Here is a 23,864-nt window from a genome sequence, read left to right as displayed (position 1 = left end):
GATCAGCTTATTGCCGAGAATGACCAACTCACGTTACAAATTGACAATTTGCAAGAACAAGCCAAAACGTTTGCCGATTCAGCGTTAAAAACTGAACAAGCATTACGACATGATATTGCAGAACTAAAAATTGAGATTGATAATTCTCAACAAGCTGATAGTGATCAAATCGATCATTTAATGCGTGAGAATCGTCGCTTCCAGCAGTTACTAAAAACCGCGGAAACCGAAAATCAAGAACAACTTGATGATAAAGAACGACTGCAAAGTGAACTCTTTAAAGCTCAGCAGGAAGTTGCTCGATTAGCCTCTTCGCAGGCTGACAGTGACAATTCAAATGACGAACAAATAATTATGTTACAAGAGGCAAATGTTGATCTCAGTAACTTAGTTAAACTTGCAAATAATAACGATGAAAAACAACGTGAAGACATTAAGCGTCTTACTGAAGAATTGTTGTCAGCTAAAAAGTTAACAACGGAGCTGCAAGAACAAGTAGACCTAAACCACAGTCTCGATGAGCAGGAAGTTAAAGTACTTAAACAGGCTAAACGTGAAGCTGAGCAGCGGAGTGACGAATTACAAAAAGACGCAGTGAAGCTAGAGCAAGCGAATGAAGCCGCGGATAAGAAGATCCATATGTTGCAAGCTCAACTAAGCTCAATACAGAGCTTTAGTAATGAGCAATCGGATCAGCTATTCCAAACCAATATTGAACTGACTGAAATGATCGAGGCATTAAAAGGTACGAATAGTCGCTTGAAGATGGAACACGACCAATTAAAAGTTCGATTAGAAGATTCACTAGGTCAATTGTCTCATGTTGATGAAGAGTTTGTCGCAACGCAGTCTGAGTTAACTCAAACGAAAGCCGATTTAACAAAGCAGCAGCGTCGTTCGCAAATATTGATGGAGCAACTTAATGTTGCTAATGAAGAAGAACAAAAAGCAAAATCGAAACTCAAAGAATTAACCATGCAGCGCATAACGTTAAACTCTGAAAAATCCGCAGCGGATGTTGAGCAAGCGCGTGAGGTGATTAAACAACTTCGTTCTGAAAATAACGATTTGCAATTAGAATTAACTGAAAAAGTAGGTGCATTGGAAACCCAAGTGACGGAATATCGGTTAAAATTCAATTTTGCCCAACAGCAACTCGAGGCTTTACAGAAGCCGAAGCCATAATGAGAGGAACATTTTGTCTAAATTAACCAACGACAAACCGAAAACCAATAACTTCCAACGTATTCGAGAGTTAGGTTACAAGCAACAAGGCATCATATCTTTGATGTTAATTGAACGCATGAAACCTAATTATTATCTATTTGCCCACGTAACCGATTTTCCTCAAGAACATAATCTCGACAACATGATTAATACTTTGTGGGAGCGTTTGTTGGTGAAGGGGGCAAAAGTCAGCTTGTCGGCAATGGAAGATAAAATTGAATTGCTGACACCGGACGAACATGAATTTGATATGTATGGTGTTTATCCAGCGTTGTATTTTTGTACCGCTGTTTTATCGTACATCAATGGCTTACAAAGTGAAGATGACTTAGATACGGTTGCCGTAGCAAAAATATCTCAAGGATGTATTGTGCACCTTATTGAATATCAAGCCGACACCGAACTTGATAATGACGCCGTTCGCGAACATGAGCTGATGCAAAATGAAATGGCATTTTTAAGCAGTGCCATCGATTTTGTTGAAAGCCTGCCTTTGAAACAGCTTGATGCAAAATCGATTCGCCAAAAAGCAATTGAATTTGCCCTTGCCGATGGTGTTACTAATATTGGTATCGAGTTCGAGGTCTAAAGGCCATTGGATTATAGGCGCTCAAAGCAACACTCTGAAACGAGAGCTTAGAAAGGCAAAATAAAAGAGGGTTATTCAAACCCTCTTTTTTAATGAGTAAAAAACTAAAACTCGAATTCAAATCCTGCACGGTAGCTGATGTCTGTTTTTTCTACATCTAAAACAGGCTGACTGTTATGTTCAATCAAAACACCAAATTTAAGATATAAATTTTCAGTTAATGCCGAATTAATCGAAAACTTATTAAAGGCCCGCCAGTCGCCAAACTCTTCTATATTTGGTTGGTAATACAGGGTATTCGCCAAGTTTGCATATTTACTTAATGGTTTTGCAAATACCCAATAAAGATTGGCACGGGTTTGGGTAAAGTTGGTTGGATCATCATTTACTAAGTACTTTTCGTGCTCGTTAAACAACCCGGCTCCAAAAGCGTGGGTTTTATGGAATTCTTGGCGATAGGATATCCCTAATAAATTTCTCGATTCAAGTGAACGAAAATCGTCAAAGTTACTTTGAGTAAATAGCTCAAACGACTTCTCTTTAGCAAAGTAGTAATTGTATCTAAAGTGCAAAAACGAGCTGTTGGCGCTTTCTGCACCATTACTTTTTGCATATTCACGTGAAGCCATTATAAATCCAAAATGTTTATCATGACGCTGTGAGTGGTAAAGACCGAACTCAAAATTTTCGGTGTCAGAGTTACCACTTTTTCCGGATAAATCTAAAGACAGATTGGTAAATAGGGTTTTATCTTGCGAACGTTGTCGAAGTGATTCGGTCTCATCAATCGCCATAGTATGTGCGCTGAAGGTGAATAAAAACAAAGCAGTAAGGTCTTTACTATTTAAGGTTGTAAGGGATTTTGCTTTGCTGAAATTTGAATAAAACGATTGGTATTGTTGAAGCATAGGTAATTTAATTCTTATTAATTTTGACTATTTATATTGAATGAATGTCAGTCCGTTGAGTCTCTTCGTGTTTTACAGGGTTTTACAGATGTTGTTCTGTAAACTCAAGCGTCGTTACCAATAAATCGATATAAAGTGGCAGAGACTTGTCCCGCGGATTTATTTTTAATTTGTTCAAATTGTTCAGACCACGCATTTGTCGTCAAGTCAAAATCAGATGTCGTTTCCTGTTCGATATAAACTAAAGCTCCTGTAGCAATGAGTTTGTGGTCAATCAAGTACGGTACAACTTTGTCCATGAAACCTTTGTTAAAAGGGGGATCAATAAAAATAAGGTCAAACTGAAAATTTAAAATTTGCTGCTGCGTAAAAAAGTCACCCTGCAAAACGGTAATTTGTTGTTGTGCACCGAGAAGTTTGACATTGCTCGTTAACTGGGATGCCGCGGTTTTATCTTTTTCAATGCAATACACCTGCTTTGCGTGACGTGAAGCAGCCTCGAATCCAAGAGAACCTGCGCCAGCAAAACAATCGAGAACCAAAGCGTCACGAGTGTGGGTCATCAGCCAGTTAAAAACGGTTTCTTTTAACCTATCTGTTGTTGGGCGTAAGCCCTCTTTGTCGTGAACTTTTAATTTTCGTCCCCGCCATTGGCCACCAATAATTCTGATCTCACCTGATTGTGCTGATTTTGACCTTTGATTTTTGCCACGTTTTGCTGAGTTAGTCGTTGGTTTCAAAGTTTTACCTCAATTTTGGGGTTGAAATTCATCAGGTGGTTATTATTTAGTTTGTTTTAAGATAATATACGCGCCAATTATCCCGCGCCTAACACATCATTTAAAGGTTTTTTTAATGGCTAAAAAGTCTGGTTTTTTATCTTGGTTTAAAAAAGGTGCTCAGGAACCTCAGAAACAACCTGAAAATACGGAACAGAGCCAGCTTGTAGAGTCGGACAGTACAACTGAAATTGGCGAAAAATCGAACCAAGAGAAGGATGTTGTCGGTTCTGAAACAACCCCTCCTAACAACGGAGCTTTGCAAGAAGCAAATGTTGAAGCTGATGAAGCGGGATCAAGTCTTGTTGAAGATATCGCACCAATCACACCTTCATCGGAAGAATTTGCCGTTGCAGAAACTGGCATTGACGAGCCAGTCGCTACTGACAATAGCGAAGTCGCATCAACTGAGTCCGCTATACCTGAAGAAGATCAGGACACGAGGACTGAAACAAGCGAAGTAACAGATGATGCGACATTGGTTGATGATGTTGATGCTGAAGCTGCTGAGGCGACAGAAAATGACAACGAGAGCACGCCAGCTGAGCCAAAAATAGGTTTCTTCGAACGTCTAAAACGAGGTTTAAGTAAAACACGTCAGCAAATCGGTGGCGGCTTTTTATCTTTATTTAAAGGCAAACAAATTGATGATGACCTTTATGAAGAGCTAGAAACTCAATTATTAATGGCTGATGTTGGGATGGATACCACGGTTAAGTTGATTAACCGACTGACTGAACACGCAGACCGAAAGCAGTTAAAAGATGCAGATGCGCTGTACGGTTTATTAAAATCTGAAATGTCAGACATATTGAAAAAATCTGATGCGCCATTAGTTGTTGATAACGACGATGGACCATTTGTCATTTTAATGGTTGGTGTTAATGGGGTTGGTAAAACAACCACTATCGGCAAAATGGCCAAACAGTTTCAGCAACAAGGCAAGTCTGTCATGTTGGCTGCAGGTGATACGTTCAGAGCGGCAGCTGTTGAGCAATTGCAAGTATGGGGTGACCGTAACAACGTGCCGGTTATTGCACAGCATACTGGAGCTGACAGTGCATCAGTTATTTTTGACGCTTACCAAGCTGCGAAGGCGCGTAAAGCCGATGTGCTTATTGCAGACACTGCGGGTCGATTGCAGAATAAAGATAACTTAATGCAAGAGCTTGAAAAAATTGTACGAGTTTTGAAAAAACTGGATGCCAATATTCCACACGAAATCATGTTAACTATTGATGCAACAACTGGCCAAAACGCCATAAGCCAAACTAAATTATTTAATCAAGCGGTTGGTCTAACGGGTATATCATTAACGAAACTCGACGGCACTGCCAAAGGTGGTGTTATCTTTGCGGTTGCAGAACAATTTGAAATTCCAATCCGCTATATCGGGGTTGGTGAAGGAATTGAAGATTTACGAACCTTTGAGCATCAATCTTTTATTGATGCCTTGTTTGATGAAAGTGAAAATTAATACTGAATTTATTCAAGTGTAGGTAAAACAGCGAAAATACCAAAAGCCCATTCAAGTAATGGGCTTTTATCTATCCTGACCTTGGGGTAATCTATGACCAGTTCAAAAACAATAATAAAGAATGAAGGGAAGTAGCGCTAATGATCCGATTTGAGCAGGTCAGTAAAACCTATCCTTAGTGGGTTTCGAGCTCTTGAAAAAGTATCGTTTCATCTTGAGCGTGGAGAAATGGCGTTTCTCACAGGCCACTCCGGAGCGGGTAAAAGTACGCTATTAAAACTGATCAGCATGATTGAACGACCTTCAATCGGTAATGTCTTTATTAATGACAAAAATTTAAATCTCATTACTCCGAACCAAGTGCCTTACGCGCGCCGTGACATTGGTATGATTTTTCAAAATCATCGACTGTTACAAGAACACACCGTATTTGACAATGTTGCTTTGCCATTAGTTATCGAAGGTTATACCCAAGGTGAAATAGCGAAACGGGTTCACGCTGCTTTGGATAAAGTTGGTTTATTAGATAAAGCCAAATGTTTCCCGAAAATCCTGTCTGGCGGCGAGCAACAAAGAGTTGGTATTGCGCGCGCTGTCGTAAATAAACCACCTTTGTTATTGGCCGATGAGCCAACAGGAAATTTAGACCCTGAGTTATCAAAAGAAATCATCAATGTATTTGAGCAATTTAATGATGTGGGTGTTTCAGTATTAATTGCTACCCATGATTTAGGATTGATTGCCCGTATGCGTTATCGCACATTAAGTTTAAAACAAGGTCGAATGACCAATGATGGCTTATCTGCTGAAAACGGTTTGGGGATGTAAAATGAGCATTTTATTTAGTTCTGAACAAAAGGGTGCAACAAAACGCGGTGTTAACCCACTGCAACGTTTTGTATACTTTTGGATTAATAACCTTAGACAAATTGTAACGAGTTTAGGTGAGATTTGGCGTACCCCAGTCGCCTCTGTTATGACGATATTAGTCATGGGTTTAAGTTTAACGCTTCCTGCTACTTTGCACATCATAGTCAAAAATGTTCAATCTATTAATGTTGAATGGGACAGTGCCTCTGAGATCAGTTTATTTTTAAACGAAGGATTGTCAGAGCAACAAATTGCCAGTGCCATTAGACGAATTAGTGCCTATGACGAAGTGGATGAACTTAGATACATTAGTAAAAATGACGCTATTGAAGAGTTTAAAACGCTTTCAGGTTTTGGTCAGGCGTTGTCATATTTAGAATCTAATCCACTGCCAGCGTCATTTGTAATCACGCCTACAGCCCGTTTTCGTCAAGCTGAAAGTGCTAAAAACCTATTACTTAAACTGCAGAAAGAACGCGAAGTTGATTTTGGTAAACTTGATATAGATTGGTTAACGCGACTCAACGCCATTGTTAATATGTTGCAGGAGTCCGTAATTACCGTTGCCATTTTATTATTGGTATCTGTGGTGTTAATCATCGGCAATACGATTAGGCTATCGATAATCTCTAGACGAGAAGAAATAGAAGTAATGAAACTGGTAGGGGCGACGGAAGCATTTATCCAGCGACCTTTTGTCTATACCGGTTTGTGGTACGGACTGATGGGCGGCTTTATAGCGTTTATCGTTGTAAACTTTGTTGTCTGGTGGATGCAATCTGCTTTAGTCGAAATCTCTGGCTTGTATGTCAACGACTTTGAAATTGAGGGCCTATCATTTGCCGAGTTCGGTTGGTTAATGGCAATAGCTTCGTTTTTAGGATTCTCAGGCGCTTTCTGGTCTGTGCATCGTCATATTAAAGAAATTGAACCAAACATTGATTAAGCATTCTTTTACGTAAAAATTGCCGTGATGCCTCAAACGGTTGAGCGGCAGGACTCAATGCTCTATGCGCTAGCAGTCGACAACGCAGGCTCCTCATTGTTCTACTTTTATACTCAGATAGTCACGGTTGTTGTTGACTAATAACTATCCGCAATCAGCAAGACGTTTCTTGTCAAAAAGTACAGCACTTAATTTAGCGCTAAAGCGTAACAAAGTGTTTCAATCTGCGTTTTTTGAACAATATTCTTCAAATATTTTGATTTACCAGCTGGTTTTTCTGCAAAAATTCATTTTATCTGTCTGTATTTAAAGGTTATTTCTAAATCTTATATTAGGCTTATAGCCATAGATCTAATCGATCTATAAATAGCGAAAAATAAATTAGCACTCTATCAGCTTGAGTGCTAAGATGCCTTTCAGTTAATTAAAGGAGGTTTAAATATGAGCCGAAAAAATCAATCAATGGCATTGGCGATAACGCCTCAAAGCGGCAGCATTGAGTCTTATGTTTCTTACGTGACAAGCATTGATATGTTAGCTGCTCAGGAAGAGAGAGAACTGGCATTCAAACTATATGAAAACGAAGATTTGGAATCTGCGCGCAAACTTATCATGTCGCACCTTCGTTTTGTTGTACATATTGCACGAAGCTATTCAGGTTACGGTTTACCTCAAGCGGATTTAATCCAAGAAGGTAATATCGGCCTTATGAAAGCGGTAAAACGTTTCAACCCTGAGGTTGGCGTACGTTTAGTTTCTTTTGCAGTACATTGGATTAAAGCTGAAATCCACGAATTTGTATTAAAAAATTGGCGCATCGTTAAAGTTGCGACAACGAAAGCACAACGTAAATTATTCTTTAACTTACGTAAGTCGAAAAAACGTCTTGGCTGGTTTAGCAACGAGGAAGTTTCAACTGTTGCAGAAACTTTAGGCGTGTCAGAAAAAGAAGTGTTAGAGATGGAATCTCGCATGAGTAATTACGACATGGCGTTTGATATCGGTAATGATGAAGATGATTCTGATTCTGCAGCGTATTCACCGTCAATGTATTTACAAACAAATAATTCTGACTTAGCGGCAAACGTTGAAAAAGAACAGTACGTTGAACATACTAACAACCGTTTGATGTCTGCAATTAAAACATTAGACGACCGTAGTCAGGATATATTGCACAGCCGTTGGTTAGACGATAACAACAAAACAACGTTGCAAGAGTTGGCTGACAAATACGGTGTTTCTGCTGAACGTGTTCGTCAGTTAGAAAAAATGCAATGAAAAAGTTCAAGCGTTGTTAGTTGCTTAAAGCGGTTACGCGATTAGCAGTTTATAGCACCTCAACTGTTGTAATTAGAACCAGCCAATGTGGCTGGTTTTTTTGCCCTGAGAATTGCATTATGAATTACGTTGGTCTGGCTGCCAATTCGCTTTATACTTCTAATAATTAACGTAAACACTAAGAACATCATTTATGTTGGGACACCTCAAAAAAATGCGTGCAAGTTTAGACACGCAAACAAATCAAGTAACTTACTTATTGCCAGTCGGCGATGAAGAACTACCGTTAAATCACTTTATTGGTAAGTCATTAACACTTACTCATACCGGCAATATTAATTGCAGCAGTTGCGGAAAAAGACGAAAAAGAGTTTCTCTCAAGGACATTGTTTTCCGTGTATGAGGAAACTTGCGTCATGCGATATGTGCATCATGAAACCGGAAACCTGCCACCACGCCGAAGGCACATGCCGAGAGCCTCAATGGGGTGAAGAGAATTGCATGATCCCACATTATGTTTATCTAGCGAATACCTCAGGGTTAAAAGTGGGTATAACACGCCATACGCAAATACCAACAAGGTGGATTGATCAGGGCGCAACACAGGCGATTCCGTTGTTTAAAGTTAAGACCCGTTTACAGTCTGGTTTAGTGGAGATCGCGTTAGCGGAATTTATCGCTGATAAAACCAATTGGCGAGCAATGTTGAAGGGCGAAAATCCAGAACTCGATTTAAAACAAAAAGCCCTAGAGTTAGTGCCACAAATATCGGAACGACTTGACGAAATTAGACTAAAATTTGGTGAAGACTCGGTAGAATTATTGGATCAGGAATTGGTCACGATTGATTATCCAGTGACGCAATACCCAACCAAAATAGCCTCACACAACTTTGACAAAAATGTTGAAGTCAACGGCGTGTTACTGGGAATTAAGGGGCAATACCTTATTTTTGATACCGGCGTGATTAATGTTCGAAAATTTACGTCATATGAAATTGAAGTGAGTTATTAAGGCGTCTTTTATGGGATCGGCGCACTAATTAAACTTTTTATTGTGAATTAGTGTGTTGCGTCTTTGGTTGCAAGGGCAGGGGCTTTTAATATGTCAGCTTCGTCATCTTTAACCAAAAACACAGGAACTGTTGTCGGTTTTAGTAATGTCGAAAGCGGCACCAATTCTATCCCTTCCTTCTCCAATCGTTTAAGTTGACTTTTTAGTACTTGATACGTCTCTGGGTAAGGGTGCCCAATGGCAATTGCTGAACCGTGTTGTTTAGCGATTTTTATTAATTTATTAAACTGCCGTTCAATGGCAATTTTATTACGGTGATGATCCAAAAATATATTTCTGTTTAGAGACGACACACCGTACTCTTTAGCGACTTTCTCAATTTTGCTGTATTTAGTGGTTTTGCTATCCAAAAAAACATATTGTGTTGACGTAATAATTCCATGGTCCAACCCATAGGTTTTTCCTGTTGAGTTAACAAACTCCCCATGTGGTTATTGACTCCAACAGCAAATGGAATATCTTCAAGAGCCGCCAACAGTGTTCGTTGATAAAGCTGTTTTGACATTGATTGAGTCAAAGCTTCCTGGTCCAAGCAACTCATTGTGAGTATTGGCTTGCATGGGTAAGTGAATAATGACGTCGCGATGATTATTACTGGCGTGTTTGGCGTAGGCATAACCAAGTGGGGTGTGTGGCAAAACGGCATACGTAAGCTGTCCGCTTAATTCAAGCAGTTTTCTGTCGCTCTGTTTATATCCTATATCGTCAATGACAATGGCCACCTATAGCCAGCATGAGCTGTAGAAAAACAAAGCTCAAGATCAAGACGAACCAACACGTAATTTGGTTCAAGTTAGCGTACGACTCTTATTATTGTGTTTTATTATTTTTGATAACGAATCAATCGTTATTCTTAATTGACAATTATTATAACCGAGCGGCAATTGGTTGCACTCTTTTACGGCAATTATATTGAATGTTTTTTCTGGATCAAAAGCCGACTATTGATCGATTTAAGCGGTTCAGGCTTTAGCGAGGGCAATTGCTTAAAAGCATGTTGTTAAATAAAACTCAACATCACCTTTTAAAATGGAAAAAGAAGCAAACGAGTTCTTTTTGGCAACTGCACGTATAAACTTATCACTGAACTTGAGTAAAACTGTAATACACTCCCATAAACGGTGTTCGTATTTTAATTTTGAAGGAAGTCACATGAATCGTCGGCAATTTATTAAAGGCTCAATCGTCACTTCAGGAATTGCCATTTCAGGTATCGTAGGCTTAAATTTATTTATTAACAAGGTAAGTAAGGACAAACTTACAACTGAATATGCACTTACGGTTATAGACCGTTTGTCGAGACAAGAGTTGAGTTCGAGCGGGGTCTGGGAACCGTATCAAATATTTATGCATTGTGCTCAGAGTGTCGAGTATTCAATGACAAAATTTCCAGTTCACAAGTCGAGAGTGTTTAAAGAAACAATAGGTAAGCTGGCTTTTTCCGCTTTTGAGCATAAAGGTCAAATGACGCATAGCCTTAGTGAGCCAATTACTGGAGCACCCAACATAGCAAAGCATAAAAGTGCGCAAGTTGCGCTGACGTATCTTAGAAATACATTAGTCGCTTTTGATCAATATCAAGGCCAATTAGCCCCGCATTTTGCGTATGGTGCATTAACTAAACGTGAATTTGAAATGGCGCATATCATGCACCTCAACAACCATCTAGATGAGATTATTAGTTAATTTAACAATAGTGGCGATATTAACGACACCAGCGAGCAGGATTTACAGTTTCGCCCTTGTAACGAATCTCAAAATATAGTCCAGCGGATTGCTGGCCGCCACTTTGACCGACAAGTGCGATGGGTTCATTTTGTTCAACATAGTCACCGGCTTGTTTTAACAGGGCTTGGTTATGCCCGTATAAACTCATATAGCCTTTACCGTGGTCTACAACAGCTACCCAACCAAAACCCTTTAACCAGTCTGCGTATAGAACAATACCGTCTGCGATTACATTGACTCTATTGCCTAAATTACCGTCAATAACAACGCCTTTCCAACGCAATGCACCGCTTCTACGTTGACCAAACTTACGAACTAAACGACCGCGAGTTGGCCATTTGAGTTTGCGTTTCAAATTATACAAACCGATTAAGTTTTCAGGATCGCGTTCTGCATTTCTTTTGGCGCGGGCAATCGCGTTTGTGAGTCGCTCTTGGTCGAGTTGTAATTGTTCGAGTTTTTGTTTGTCGGTTTTAATATTTGAGCGCAGTTTGTTTAACGCTGCTTTACGTTCCATTTGGGAACTGAGAAGTTGTTTTTTGTCGTTTAATTGATCTGCTTTACTAATGGCAAGCTGTTCTTTTTGGGCAATAAGTTGTTCTTCAACTTCGGTCAGTCGTGTAAATACGGCTTGAATTTCGTCAAGTTGTGCAACCCGTGCGTCATTAATTTTACGGTAGTAAGTAATAAGGCGTTCCAATTGTGCCGGATCGTCCTGATTAAGAAGTAGCTTAGTGTAGTCATGTTTACCACTTAAGTAAGCTGTTTTAATTAGCTCACCGAGTACTTTTTGCTGCAATTTTTTCTGTTTTAGTAGTTCAGATTGTTCTTTGTCTAGGTTTCTTATTTTAGTTTGTGTTGCAGAGATTTGTCGTTCGGTTTGCGCAAGATTAAGTGCAAGTTCTGCAACTTTGAGTTCGGCGGCTTGAAACTGAGTTTCAATATTGGATTCTTTTTTAATTTGTTGTTCAAGCAGTAAACGCTGTTGCTTGATATTGTCCTGAACAAGTTTTAACCGTGCGGTCTCTTTGCTCACGGCATCTTCGGCATACGCAGGTAATGCGAAGTACAATAGCGAAAATACGCAAATCATCCAACCAAAGGCAACATTTTTGAACGATGTCATATTAACTGTGCAGTCCACAAAAATAAAAAGGGGCAATAAGCCCCTATCTAATCAATTTGTTGGAAATTAATCAACTAACAATGTGTTAGGTGATGATTTAGTCAACCAACATGAGCGGTTTGCCTGTCATTTCTGCAGGTTGTTCCATGCCCATTAATTTAAGAATCGTTGGCGCAACGTCGCTTAATTTACCGTTAGGCACAACTTGCGCATCTCGACCAACATAAATGAAGGGTACTGGCTCACTAGTATGTGCAGTATGGGCTTGACCAGTTGTTGCATTAGTCATCAATTCAGCATTGCCGTGGTCAGCAGTGATAAGACATTCACCACCGACAGATTCTAGTGCATCAACCAAACGACCAATACAGTGGTCAACCGCTTCACACGCTTTAACAGCGGCTTCGTACACACCCGTATGACCAACCATATCGCCATTTGGATAGTTAACAACGATGAAGTCAAACTCTTGAGATTTGATAGCTGCGACAAGTTTGTCCGTCAATAACTCAGAGTTCATCTCTGGTTGTAAGTCATAAGTAGCAACCTGCGGCGAAGGAATAAGTTCGCGTTTTTCACCAACATATAAATCTTCGCGACCACCAGAGAAGAAAAACGTCACGTGGGCAAACTTTTCAGTTTCCGAAATGCGCAACTGTGTTTTATTGTGTTTTTCAAACCATTCACCCATAACATTAGTCAACTCAACCTTTGGAAAGGCAACGTTGGCGTCAATATCAGCAGCAAATTGCGTTAATGTCACAAAGTGTGCAAGATTAGGAATGGCAGTACGATTAAAACCTGTAAATTCTTTTTCAGTGAATGTTCGTGTGATTTCACGTGCGCGGTCGGCTCGGAAGTTCATAAATACAACAGAGTCGCCATCACTTATTGGCGCTGCTGTACCAATAATGGTCGGCTTAACAAACTCGTCGTTTTCATTACGTTCGTAGGCGGCTTTAAGGCCTTCGACTGCCGTTGAAGCTGTAAATTCACCATCACCTAGTGTCAATAAATTATAGGCCGCTTCAACTCGATCCCAACGATTGTCGCGGTCCATTGCATAATAACGACCAATTAGTGACGCGACTTTACCTTGACCAGATTGAGCAAAATGAGCTTCAAATTTGGCTAATGCATTTTCAGCACTTCGTGGTGGCGTATCACGACCATCTAAGAATGCATGGACATAAACTTTATTACAGCCTTTCTGCTCGGCAAGTTTAACCATTGCTAAAATATGGTCATCATGGCTGTGAACCCCACCTATGGTGACATCAAACCCATAACATGTACAGCTTTGTCATTAGCGACGGCTTTATCAACGGCAGCAACTAGCGCTGGGTTTTCGTTAAATGTGCCGTCGTCTATTGCCTTTGTGATCTTGGTGAAGTCTTGATAAACAATACGTCCAGCGCCTAGGTTAACGTGGCCAACTTCAGAGTTACCCATTTGACCGTCAGGTAAACCAACATCTAAACCGCTGCCAGAAATTAACGTGCTAGGTTTGTTTTTCCATAGTGCGTCTAAAATAGGAGTATTGGCATTAGCAATGGCGTTATTAGTGGTATCTTCACGATATCCCCAACCATCCATAATCACTAAAACGAAAGGTTTTTTATTTGACATAGGAGCTTCACTTTTAGGCTGAATTCATTTTTTAGTGCCTTTATTCTAACCTGTTTTTAATTAAGTTTTTATAACAAATTGTAATTTGCGGTTATGAAAAGTATGAACCTGATAGGGTGGAGCAAAATGAAATATAACTTTCATTCTATAAGCTTTTGGTTTCTTGCTTTGAAATAGGTATAATCGCGCGACTTTTGAAATAAATGGATGGGTACAATGACACAATTTATCGAATTTCTCGGTAACCATTATATGATGACAATGGCATGGGCAATTTTATTTGTCATGTTGGTGTCTAGTTTTGTGAGTGGCGCAATGTCACCAATCAAAGTGATTGGTACACAAGACTTAACTATGATGGTAAATCGTTCAAATGGCGTAGTGGTGGATGTTCGCCCACAGGCAGACTTTGCAAAGGGTCATATCACTGATGCGCTGAACTTAACGTTGGACAAAATTACTTCAGAGCAGTTTGGTTCTCTTGAAAAACGTAAGTCGGACCCCATAGTTGTAGTATGTAATGCTGGGGTTTCTGCAAAAAGTGCAGCACGTTTGCTTAGCAAAGCTGGATTTGAGCAAGTCACTGTTTTACAGGGCGGCATGCAAACTTGGACAGGCGCTAATTTACCTGTCGTTAAGAAAAATAGTGAAATCGAATTAATGGCTCAAATTGACATTTATACGAAGGCGTATTGCCCGTTTTGTTCTCGAGCTTTAGCTTTGTTAAAAGCGAAGAACGTTGAATTTAATGAAATAAAAATAGATCAAAACCCAGAGTTTCGCACGCCAATGATTGAACGTGCAAAAGGTGGGTATACCGTGCCTCAAATCTTCATCGGCGATTACCATGTCGGTGGTTGTGACGATTTGATGGCGTTAGAGCGAGCAAACAAACTCGACAATCTTTTAATAAAATAATTACTGGAATAAACCATGGCTGAAGAAAACCAAGCACCTGCTGCAGATCAAGCTGCACCACAATTTTCGATTCAACGTATCTATGTTAAAGATTTGTCGTTTGAAACACCTAACTCACCAGCTATCTTCACTAAAGAGTGGAAGCCAGACGTAAAATTAGATCTTGATAACCGTAGCGTTAAAATTGAAGAAGGTGTTTTTGAAGTAACATTATCTGTTACCGTAACCGCGACTGTTGAAGGTCAAACTGCATTTTTATGTGAAGTACAGCAAGCTGGTGTTTTTGTTATCGGTAACATGCCAGAAGCACAAACTGCACACATGTTAGGCGCGTTCTGCCCAAATACACTTTTCCCTTATGCTCGTGAAACAGTTTCTAACTTAGTTAATCGCGGTACTTTCCCTGCGCTAAACTTAGCACCAGTAAACTTTGATGCGTTATTTGCTCAATATGTACAGCAAGCACAAGCTAAAGCGACTGCTGAAGCGGCTGGCGAAGGTCAAAAACTAGACGCGTAATTGCTTCGTTGGATTTAAGTCTGGGAATATGATGACAGCTGCTAAACGATATAAAATTGCAGTGTTAGGCGCCGGTTCTTATGGAACGGCCCTAGCATTTTGTTTTGCTCGCAATGGTCACGATGTGATCATGTGGGGTAGGGATAAAACTCAAATTGAACAAATGCAAAACTCGCGGGAAAACGCAAAGTATTTACCTTGAGTGCAACTTTTCCTGAATCGTTAGATGTTACCGATGATCTCGAATTAGCGGTTAAACAGGCTGACATTCATCTTGTTGTCGTGCCGAGTCATGTATTCTCAGATTTATTAATTCAGATAAAACCTTGGTTACCTTCGAATGCCAAAATTTGTTGGGCTACCAAAGGGTTAGACCCAGAGTCGGGTCGACTTTTACAAGACGTTGCTCGAGATGTGTTAGGAAGTGAACCGTCACTTGCTGTTTTATCCGGCCCTACCTTTGCAAAAGAAATGGTTGCAGGTTTACCAACAGCAATTTCTTTGTCATCTGAAGATCAAGAGTTTTGTCAAAAACTCAGCGACTATTTACATTGTGAACGTAAGTTTCGGGTGTATATCAATGCTGATTTTACCGCGGTTCAGCTAGGCGGAGCGGTGAAAAATGTTATCGCTATTGGTGCTGGAATGGCCGATGGTATTGGTTTTGGCGCAAATGCACGTACAGCATTAATTACCCGCGGATTAGCGGAGATGATGCGTTTAGGCGTCGCGTTAGGCGCTGAGTCAAAGTCCTTTATGGGGATGGCTGGCCTTGGCGACCTAGTCTTGACTTGTACCGATAACCAATCACGTAATCGTCGCTTTGGCTTGGCTTTAGGTGAAGGAAAAAGTGTTGATGATGCCATGACTGAAATTGGTCAGGTTGTTGAAGGTTATAGAAATACCAAAGAAGTGTATATGCTAGCCAAACGTAATAATGTTGAAATGCCTATCACTGAGCAAATTTTTCAAGTGTTATACGAAGACAAACCTGCCGCTCAGGCTGCTATGGCTTTATTAGCGCGGGATCCAAAATCTGAATAGTGTGAGTCTTGAGAGGGAAAGTACGTTTTAGGAACTAGAGGTATTTATTAAAAGTATCTTAACGATTAAAAAATCGCTACGGGCTTAACTATATTCTCGGTCTTTTGGTAAGACATAACCTAGGATCTTTGTCACATCAACTTCATCTATCTGTTCTTTACTAATGAACTGGTATGCATAGTCTAAATAGACTTATGGTCGACAAACGCATCAAATAAATCTGGGTCAATATGTTGGTCTAGTTTCATAAAGCCCATAATACGCAAACACTCGCTAAGCTTTTTAGGTTCTTTATAGGGTCTATCTGCCGCTGTTAATGCTTCAAAAATATCAGCGATAGCCATCATTCTGGCAGGGACCGACATTTCGTCTCGCTTGAGCTTTCTTGGGTAACCCGTACCGTCCATTTTTTCGTGATGGCCAGCCGCATACTCGGTGACATTGCGAAGATGTTTAGGGAAGGGCAGAGACTCTAGCATGTCGATGGTGACGACCATATGATTGTTAATGATTTCACGTTCTTCAGGTGTCAATGTACCCTTTGCGATAGCAAGGTTATAAATCTCGTTTTCAGTTAACAAGGGCTGGCGAACACCACCTATGGTCACGGTATGTTTCGCTGCAATATCACTCACCCGTTGTTGGTCGTCAGGGCGCATAAATTCACCACCGATATTGGCTTTACATAAAAACTCTCTGTCGTCGTCTAGTTCGCTCAGTATGGCAGGTAGATTTTGTTCTAGTTCGGTAACATCCAGACCATTTTTTAAACCGTCGATGATTTTAGCTTGATGGGCGACGAGTATTTCGTTTTTCGCCAGTTCAATACGGCATTCAACTAGGCTGATCCTGTCGTAAATAGTTTCTAGCTTTGTGGCTTTATCCATTACATATTCTGGGGTCGCAATCTTTCCGCAGTCGTGCAACCAACCGGCAACTGATAATTCGTATTTGTCTTTTTCATCTAAATAGAAATCAGCAAGCGGCCCAACGTTTTGTCGGCAAACACCTTCTGCAACCATCATCGTAAGTTCAGGTACGCGGTTACAGTGTCCGCCAGTATATGGGGATTTTTCATCGATCGCGCGGGCTATTAGGCGTGTTAAAGATTGGAAAAGCTCTTCCATGCCATCGATTAACTGTCTGTTGGTAAGCGCGACTGCCGCCATTGACACAAGCGATCGAATGATGTGTTCTAAGTGCGGTTCGAAACCAATGATATTGTCGCCATCTTGAGCATTAATTAATTGGATTACTCCAATCATTTCCTGCTCATGATTTTTCATAGGAATAGTTAGGACCGATTTTGTTCGGTAACCCGTTTTTTCATCCATGTTACGTGCGCCACTCATATCGTAGTCGCCCGTATTGTAGGCGTCTTCAATATTAATAACGGTGTCGGAAACTACAGCATAGGCAACAAGAGCATTGTGATTTGGTTCACCATCGATATACATCGGAATGTCAGGAAATGGGATATTAGTCCCTGATGTACCGCCCATATACATACCTAATGTGTCATTCATTAGGGTTTCAAATTTTAGGGTCTTTTGTTCAGTAATTGAATAAATGGTACCACCATCTGCATTAGACAACTCTTTAGCGCTAACTAATATGTGTTCTAATAGCTTGGTTGTATCTTGCTCTGTTGAGAGCTCAACACCAATATTAATTAGATGGTCTAATGCCGATTGACTAAAGTCAGTACTCATTAAGTTCTCAATTCCCAAAAGCTTTTGAAGCTATTTTGTTGTTACAGGCTAAATTATAGTGATATTTCTAGAGTTAAACTACTAATTTACTTATTGCTGTTTGTTTAAAGCTCGATACATTGACCTTCTTTTGCAAAAAAATGTCATTATCAAGTTTCATATTGTCTATTTTTTGTTGCCATTGATCAATTTCATCATCGGTTCTATCCGGATCATGACTATAAAACGCGAGCATTTTAATATTCGCACATTTTGCTAAATCGACGACTTCGGAAATTAGTGAGTGACCCCAGCCATGTTTAAGTGGCATATCTTTTTCGATGTATTGACCATCGTGGATAACTAAGTCTACACCTAATAGAAACTCTTTCCATTCATATGCGGATGTCGCCATCTTATTGGGGGATTTAATTCGTTGTCAGTAACATAAGCAACCCGCTTAGAGCCATGTTCGACGATATAGGCAGCACCACCATTTGGGTGATTAATTTCTCGACGGTGAACACGAAAGCCGTTTATGGTTACTGGTTGTTGTTCCCACGATGTATCTTTGAATTCAAAATTTGCTTTTAATTCGTGTTCTTCGAGAGGGAAGTAGCTACCATTCATTTGCTCTATTGCGGCACGAGGTTGGTTTGGATTGGTCTTTGCTGGATAGATATAAATATTTCGCCCAGCCTGATAAAGAGGCTTAAAAAAGGAAAGCCTTGGATATGGTCATGATGATTGTGAGACAGCAACAAATAAATGTCGTCGTGATTTTTCACCATTTCATCACCCAGTACTCTAATACCGGTACCGGCATCTAGAATAAGTTTTCGACCATCTTCCGATTCAACTAAAACACAGGCGGTATTGCCACCGTATTTAAGAGTGCTTTTGCTAAGGCGTTGGGCAGGAGCCCCGTGTTCCGTAAAATGTTACTTTCATATAGAGGTTAAGCTCCTAGCTGAAATAAGTCATAGGCTAGGGAGTGTCATCGACGATTTCGTTAAACTTCATAATGGTCGTATTAGTTTGTCCTTCTAGCCCATTTGTTAGGCCGTGGATTATTAAAGAACCATCGATATAGTTGTCGATTTGTATTTTTCGAAGGTGAATACATCACAAATATCTATTTCCGTTGTTGGTAAACCAGCATAGTCACAAGCGGCTCGGCCAGCAGGAATAAAGAAACCAGGTAATTCAAACCACCAAATAGATTATCATAAGCACCCGTGTAGCCAGACATTTTAGCAACAAAGCCATATACATCATAGGCATCAACAGACCCTACAATATAAATATTATCAAGGTCGTCAACAGCCATATCATTAATGAAGTAATTTAGTGGTGCGCCTGATCCAATATTGCTCAAAGGTTTTAAAAGAAGGTAATCATCATAGTCTGCGCTCTCACCCTCTTCTATATAAGTATCGAAGGTAATATCTACTTGATAAATACCGCCTCCACTATGCGTGAGTTTTACCAAATAAGCTTCATTATAATAGTCATCATTGGCAGCAAGAACGAGAGAGTCATCACTTAGCTTAACCATCGTTCTTGTTTCAAAGCCGTTGCTGTTCGTCATATATAGCTCTAGGGCATGGTTATTATCTTCGTCCCCGTCAAATGTGGTTAAAAGTGTCCCATCTTGCTGAACGTTAATGGCAAAGGCATCTAACTGACTTTCACTACTGTAGTAATACGCTGTGCCTACAGCAATGACATCACCCATGCCATCAGCATCATCGTCATCTAAGATTATAGCGGCTGTTAGGTAGTCGTCCTCATCAACCTCAAATACGTCAAATACCGAACTATATACTTCTGATATCATCGTAGGGTCAGACACATCATACTTAACAATGTAAGAGTCTTGGGATTCAGAGACGCTGTCTATGACTTTACCGTAAATGATTATTTCTTCTGTATTTGGATTGTAGTTACTATGAACTGACTCAATAATACCGAAGTCAACTAAACCGGTAGTTGTTGAGGTTTCAATTGAATTTAAAACCGTACCAGACATATTCGTTCTTTCAATCGAAACAGAATACACTTCACTTGAATCATCAATTATCGCTTTGATAACCGCTAAACTTCCATCGCTTAACTCAATGATGCCGCCTGAAAGTTCCGCATAATAATCGTCGTCACTGCCATCATGGTGAATTACCCCCAAATAGCGGTTACCTATTAAGCTCTGGTTTTGTAAACCATTAGACAGATAATGTTGGTGTAAACTAAAGCCTTGATAACTTGATCCGGAGCCACTATTGAAACGAGTCGATGTCGTAAAGATGTCGCCACCGCTAGTTAACAATGCACTAGCAATATTTTGCGTACTGACCGGACTAAAGTCATAAACAAAACTGGTCTCATCTATTTTCAGTGACAGGTCTGTATCTACCTCTGGGGTGTACTCGACTAGATAGGTTTCTAATTCTATTGTTTCGCCAGGTAATTCACGTGAGGATATTAATGTTAATTTATCTGTCCCATCAGTTAAGTCCTGTAAAACTACGGCATGCACACCGGAGACAGAACCAGAAGTCTGGGTGAGGTCAAGAGCACTTAAAATAGAACTAAGTGAACTTAGGATGCCGGTCGGTTCGTATTGACTCATCGTCAAGCCAAATGAATTACCGCCGCCAATTGAGGTTTTTGTCAAAAACGCAATATTACCTGCGCTATCTTGGCTTATTGAAATGACAGGGTCGTCGTCTCCTGAGCCATCGATATCTCGCATTGCAATTCCGTTACCGTCAAAACTTGTGTCGTAGTTAAGAGTGTCAGCTGACAGCCTTACAATTAATGCATCTTCTTCACTTGAACCACCACCGCCGCTTAAACAGTTCGTACTACCGCCAATTAACAGAGTGCTGCTATCGGGTTGCATCAATGAGTACGCTTTATCGTTAGTTGATGACAATAAACAGCTTAACGCTGTGCCAGCTAAGTTGATGTTTTTCGAATCAAGACTAACCAAAGACGTATCATACTCAACGACATCAATTGAAGTGCTTGTTAAGTTATTGGTAATTTCAATTATATTACCACTGCTATTTTCACCAAGCACAACAGGTTCAAAACTATCTTCATCTTCAGCAATTGCATTTGAATAGCTACCGTCGACTGTAAATATTGATTCGATAACCATCTCGTTGCCATTACTTTCTGAAAGAGCATATATTTCAGTACCGGCCGAATGCACTAACACATCGACGGCTTTAGAAGGTGAAGAAGGGGTTGATAGCACGTATTTGCCATCGCTACTAAATGAACTATCTAGTTGACCAGAGGCATCTAAACGTATCACCATAGCGTCAATATATGAACCATCGTCTTGAGTACCTGCAAGGTAAACTCTACCAGTGTCATCAATTTTTATGTCAGCCACCGTAAATGCATTAGGTGAATCTTCAAACATCTCTACGTTATAGTCTTGCAAATTATTGGGGTCTATGAACTTAATACCATTAACGCCAAAGCTTACGTCGTAATAACCGTTGCTATTCAACTTACTTACTATAATGGTTGTGTTATCAGATGATTGAAGCGCTAAATAACGATTGCCAGCGGCGTCTTGAACGGCGTCTACCAAGTATTCACTGTAACTGTCGGCAAAGGTATTAAAGCTTTGAATACCCGTATTATTGAAGGTTGTGTCCAATGCCAGTTCGATATTTTCGACCACATCCTCTAATGTCACCGCGATGTTCTGGGTTGTCACTAATCCAGAACCAGCTTCAGTCGCTTCAATGGCAACGATAAATATATTGTCTGCGTCACTGTCATCTAGTGCTTCAAAATTCGGTAACGAAGAGAATGTTAGCTCGCCTGTCGATGAATTGATTGCAAAAAATTCGCCGTCCGAACTTTCCGCAGCTTTTGCATAAGTTACTGTATCGGATTCTGGGTCTGTCGCAGAAACCGTCATAATAGTGTAATCATTTTCATCAACGGTCACGCTATTTGCCGTATTGAAAACGGCAGGCTCATTTAAATTATTAATAGTGGCAACAAAATCAACTGTATGAGATAGGGCGCCAGTACCATCGTCAGTTACCGTTACTGAGAATTCGAAGGTTCCATCAACACCATTATCAATTGCAGTTTCAAAATCAGGCAAAGTATTAAAGCTAACAACACCTGTTGCACTGTCTATCGACAATAATGAAGCGTCCGTACCTGTAAGGCTATAAGTTAGTGTATCGCTAGAGTCATCATCGTCGGCGTCAACATCAACAACGGTGAGTTGATTCTCATCGGGGTAAATTAAATCGCTAGTTGAAATAACTGGCGCTTCGTTAATGTTATTTAACGTTACGGCCATAGCAACGGAGTCCTGCAAACTGCCTGAATCGGTTACAGTAACTACAAAATCATAGATACCATCTGCGCCAGAATCGACTGGTGTTTCAAAATTAGGTGCATTTGCAAAACTTATTAGCCCTGTTGAACTGTTAATAGTTAATAATCCCGCATCGGTACCGCTGATGGTATAAGTCAGTGTATCTTCAGAGTCAACATCAGTCGCATCGACGTCAAAAGCAACTAACTGATTTTCATCGGCATCACCGCTTGACGTGGTAGAAATCACAGGAGCTTCATTAACGTTTGCTATGGAATATTCAAAAGAAATACTGTCAGATAAGTTGCCATCGCCACTGTCGGTGGCTGTTACGGTAAATTCGTAGATGCCATCAGCGCCATTGTCTATCGCAGCTTCGAAGTTTGGTTGGGTATTAAAAGTTACAACACCAGTGCTGCTATTAATGCTGAGAAGGGCTGCATCTGTCCCTGATAAGCTATACGTTATTGAGTCGCTACTATCTTGATCGTAGGCACCGACAGTGACGATTGAGGATTGATTTTCAGCCGCGATACCAAATGTTTGCTGGTTGGATATGACCGGTGGCTCATTTAGATTCAACAGCGTTACAAGTATAGTTTGGGTAGCACTTAGGTTATTCTCACTGCTGTCTTCAGCTATTACAATAACTTCGAAAACATTATCATAATTAGAATCTGACGGCATGTCATAGTCTTTCGCTTCGTTAAATGTAAGCACACCGGTTGTAGAGTCTATGTTGAATTTATCCGAATCAGCACCGCTTTCACTAAAGTAATAAGTAATCGTATCTGCGCTGTCATCGTCTGCGGCTACGACAGTAGTAACTAAGGTCGCGTTTTCAAAAACAGAAATTGTATCTGTTGATGTAAAGACCGGCGCTTCTTGAGCATTAACTACGGAAATTGAAATCGGTTCTGAAGAGGACTCGGAATTAGCGTTGTCGTCCGTCACTACAATATTAAATTCGTAGACATTGTCACCATTGCTATCATCAGGGCCTCATAGTTAGGTTCATTGGTAAAGCTTACCGTTCCCGCATTACTATCAATTGTAAATAGAGCAGCATCTGTTCCTGATAATGAGAAAGATATGGTATCACCTTCTTCGTCAGTTGCGGTTGCCGTAAATAAACTTGTTGAGTTCTCTAAGACATTCATGCTGCCGTAATTAATCGACATTTCGTTGATAATTGGTGCGTCATTAATATCGTAAACAACAACGTTAACGTTATCTAACCAACCTGCATCATCGCCGCCATAGGTGCCGCCGTGATTTTTGGAATATACCCATTCAACATCATGTGTTCCTTCTGTGAGCGTATATTGGTATTGAGTCCAATCTTGCTCGCCACTGATTGACGTTATGAGAACACCGTCAACATATAAGCTTAATAAGTCGAAACCGCTTTCTGAGGAAACTTTCCAATCGAAAGTTAGTAGGCCTCCGTCGATACTGCCGTTTACCGTTGTTTCTATTGCTGATATTTGATTACCACCTATGACACCAGAACGCAGTGCAGAACCACCGGATGTAAATTCGTCAGATTGGTCAAACCAATATGCGTCCGTGTTGGTAAAGGCGGCTGTCATCGGGTAGTCACTGTATTCAACAAATGGTGCAAAATCATCCGCCGCACTCAACGTGTCGTCGTAAGGATAAGCGTCAGAGCCGTCTAATACACCGTCGTTGTCGTCGTCCGGG

The 23,864-nt window shown here is 40.4% G+C and carries 17 protein-coding genes and 5 pseudogenes; 11 read left to right on the top strand and 11 right to left on the bottom strand.

Going from position 1 to position 23,864, the window contains the following annotated elements:
- Nucleotides 1–48: 48 nt before the first annotated feature.
- Together PN838_RS12700 and PN838_RS12695 are read left to right on the top strand one after the other, a co-directional pair.
- Complete coding sequence (locus tag PN838_RS12700) at nt 49–1,185, top strand: coiled-coil domain-containing protein (protein WP_272180904.1); 1,137 nt, start codon at nt 49–51, stop codon at nt 1,183–1,185.
- 13 nt (nt 1,186–1,198) lie between these two features.
- On the top strand, nt 1,199–1,816 hold the full coding sequence (locus tag PN838_RS12695; RefSeq protein ID WP_272180903.1) for a YjaG family protein: 618 nt from the start codon (nt 1,199–1,201) through the stop codon (nt 1,814–1,816).
- 104 nt (nt 1,817–1,920) lie between these two features.
- Here the strand turns inward: PN838_RS12695 and PN838_RS12690 are convergent, their stop codons facing one another.
- The gene (locus tag PN838_RS12690) at nt 1,921–2,724 is read right to left on the bottom strand and encodes a DUF481 domain-containing protein (protein ID WP_272180902.1); all 804 of its coding nucleotides are present in this window, start codon (nt 2,722–2,724) and stop codon (nt 1,921–1,923) included.
- Nucleotides 2,725–2,828: 104 nt separating this feature from the next.
- Complete coding sequence (gene rsmD / locus PN838_RS12685) at nt 2,829–3,464, bottom strand: 16S rRNA (guanine(966)-N(2))-methyltransferase RsmD (protein ID WP_272180901.1); 636 nt, start codon at nt 3,462–3,464, stop codon at nt 2,829–2,831.
- A 115-nt stretch (nt 3,465–3,579) separates the two neighbouring features.
- Here rsmD and ftsY point away from each other — a divergent pair, with 115 nt between their 5' ends.
- The 5 genes and pseudogenes from ftsY to PN838_RS12660 all read left to right on the top strand — a co-directional run bounded on the left by ftsY (nt 3,580) and on the right by PN838_RS12660 (nt 9,088).
- Entirely contained in the window at nt 3,580–4,980 is a 1,401-nt protein-coding gene (gene ftsY / locus PN838_RS12680) for a signal recognition particle-docking protein FtsY (protein WP_272180900.1), read from the top strand.
- Nucleotides 4,981–5,120: 140 nt separating this feature from the next.
- Nucleotides 5,121–5,808 (top strand): annotated as a pseudogene (ftsE, locus tag PN838_RS12675) (cell division ATP-binding protein FtsE).
- Between the two features lies 1 nt (nt 5,809).
- Nucleotides 5,810–6,796 carry a permease-like cell division protein FtsX gene (gene ftsX / locus PN838_RS12670; RefSeq protein WP_272180899.1) on the top strand — a complete coding sequence of 329 codons (987 nt, stop codon included), beginning with the start codon at nt 5,810–5,812 and terminating at the stop codon, nt 6,794–6,796.
- Between the two features lie 441 nt (nt 6,797–7,237).
- A complete protein-coding gene (rpoH, locus tag PN838_RS12665; RefSeq protein WP_272180898.1) occupies nt 7,238–8,074 on the top strand; it encodes an RNA polymerase sigma factor RpoH in 837 nt (278 codons plus the stop codon).
- 193 nt (nt 8,075–8,267) lie between these two features.
- Nucleotides 8,268–9,088: pseudogene (locus PN838_RS12660) on the top strand (DUF2797 domain-containing protein).
- A gap of 47 nt (nt 9,089–9,135) precedes the next feature.
- On the opposite strand, the pseudogene PN838_RS12655 reads toward PN838_RS12660, so the two are convergent.
- Nucleotides 9,136–9,653 (bottom strand): annotated as a pseudogene (locus tag PN838_RS12655) (divergent polysaccharide deacetylase family protein).
- Entirely contained in the window at nt 9,610–9,870 is a 261-nt protein-coding gene (locus PN838_RS12650) for a divergent polysaccharide deacetylase family protein (RefSeq protein ID WP_272180897.1), read from the bottom strand. Before PN838_RS12650 ends, PN838_RS12655 begins: the two are co-directional and overlap by 44 nt.
- Nucleotides 9,871–10,300: 430 nt before the next feature.
- On the opposite strand from PN838_RS12650, the gene PN838_RS12645 reads away from it, so the two are divergent.
- Nucleotides 10,301–10,834 carry a DUF1569 domain-containing protein gene (locus PN838_RS12645; RefSeq protein ID WP_272180896.1) on the top strand — a complete coding sequence of 178 codons (534 nt, stop codon included), beginning with the start codon at nt 10,301–10,303 and terminating at the stop codon, nt 10,832–10,834.
- A gap of 19 nt (nt 10,835–10,853) precedes the next feature.
- Here PN838_RS12645 and PN838_RS12640 read toward each other — a convergent pair whose 3' ends face one another.
- Nucleotides 10,854–12,002, bottom strand: coding sequence for a murein hydrolase activator EnvC family protein (locus PN838_RS12640; RefSeq protein ID WP_272180895.1), 1,149 nt, complete (start codon nt 12,000–12,002; stop codon nt 10,854–10,856).
- 97 nt (nt 12,003–12,099) lie between these two features.
- Nucleotides 12,100–13,631: pseudogene (gene gpmM / locus PN838_RS12635) on the bottom strand (2,3-bisphosphoglycerate-independent phosphoglycerate mutase).
- Between the two features lie 216 nt (nt 13,632–13,847).
- Here gpmM and grxC point away from each other — a divergent pair.
- From grxC to gpsA, 3 genes and pseudogenes are all read left to right on the top strand, one after another.
- Nucleotides 13,848–14,549 (top strand): glutaredoxin 3, encoded by a 702-nt coding sequence (grxC, locus tag PN838_RS12630; RefSeq protein WP_272180894.1) that lies wholly within the window; start codon nt 13,848–13,850, stop codon nt 14,547–14,549.
- Nucleotides 14,550–14,564: 15 nt separating this feature from the next.
- Nucleotides 14,565–15,068, top strand: a complete 504-nt coding sequence (gene secB, locus PN838_RS12625) for a protein-export chaperone SecB (protein ID WP_215963333.1) — start codon at nt 14,565–14,567, stop codon at nt 15,066–15,068.
- Nucleotides 15,069–15,099: 31 nt separating this feature from the next.
- Nucleotides 15,100–16,112 (top strand): annotated as a pseudogene (gene gpsA / locus PN838_RS12620) (NAD(P)H-dependent glycerol-3-phosphate dehydrogenase).
- Between the two features lie 182 nt (nt 16,113–16,294).
- On the opposite strand, the gene PN838_RS12615 reads toward gpsA, so the two are convergent.
- The 5 genes from PN838_RS12615 to PN838_RS12595 all read right to left on the bottom strand — a co-directional run bounded on the left by PN838_RS12615 (nt 16,295) and on the right by PN838_RS12595 (nt 23,803).
- Nucleotides 16,295–17,824 carry an HD domain-containing phosphohydrolase gene (locus tag PN838_RS12615; protein ID WP_334313354.1) on the bottom strand — a complete coding sequence of 510 codons (1,530 nt, stop codon included), beginning with the start codon at nt 17,822–17,824 and terminating at the stop codon, nt 16,295–16,297.
- Between the two features lie 73 nt (nt 17,825–17,897).
- Entirely contained in the window at nt 17,898–18,218 is a 321-nt protein-coding gene (locus tag PN838_RS12610) for a hypothetical protein (RefSeq protein ID WP_272180893.1), read from the bottom strand.
- Nucleotides 18,179–18,433 (bottom strand): MBL fold metallo-hydrolase, encoded by a 255-nt coding sequence (locus tag PN838_RS12605; protein ID WP_272180892.1) that lies wholly within the window; start codon nt 18,431–18,433, stop codon nt 18,179–18,181. Before PN838_RS12605 ends, PN838_RS12610 begins: the two co-directional genes overlap by 40 nt.
- 505 nt (nt 18,434–18,938) lie before the next feature.
- Entirely contained in the window at nt 18,939–23,114 is a 4,176-nt protein-coding gene (locus PN838_RS12600) for a putative Ig domain-containing protein (protein WP_272180891.1), read from the bottom strand.
- Complete coding sequence (locus PN838_RS12595; RefSeq protein ID WP_272180890.1) at nt 23,114–23,803, bottom strand: Ig-like domain-containing protein; 690 nt, start codon at nt 23,801–23,803, stop codon at nt 23,114–23,116. The genes PN838_RS12600 and PN838_RS12595 overlap by 1 nt, the downstream gene beginning before the upstream one ends.
- Between the last annotated feature and the right edge of the window lie 61 nt (nt 23,804–23,864).

It is taken from the genome of Psychrosphaera algicola, from assembly GCF_028401425.1.
Lineage (GTDB): Bacteria > Pseudomonadota > Gammaproteobacteria > Enterobacterales > Alteromonadaceae > Psychrosphaera > Psychrosphaera algicola.
The sequence above is the reverse complement of the archived record's forward strand: the minus strand, read 5'-3'. Positions and strand labels throughout refer to the sequence as shown.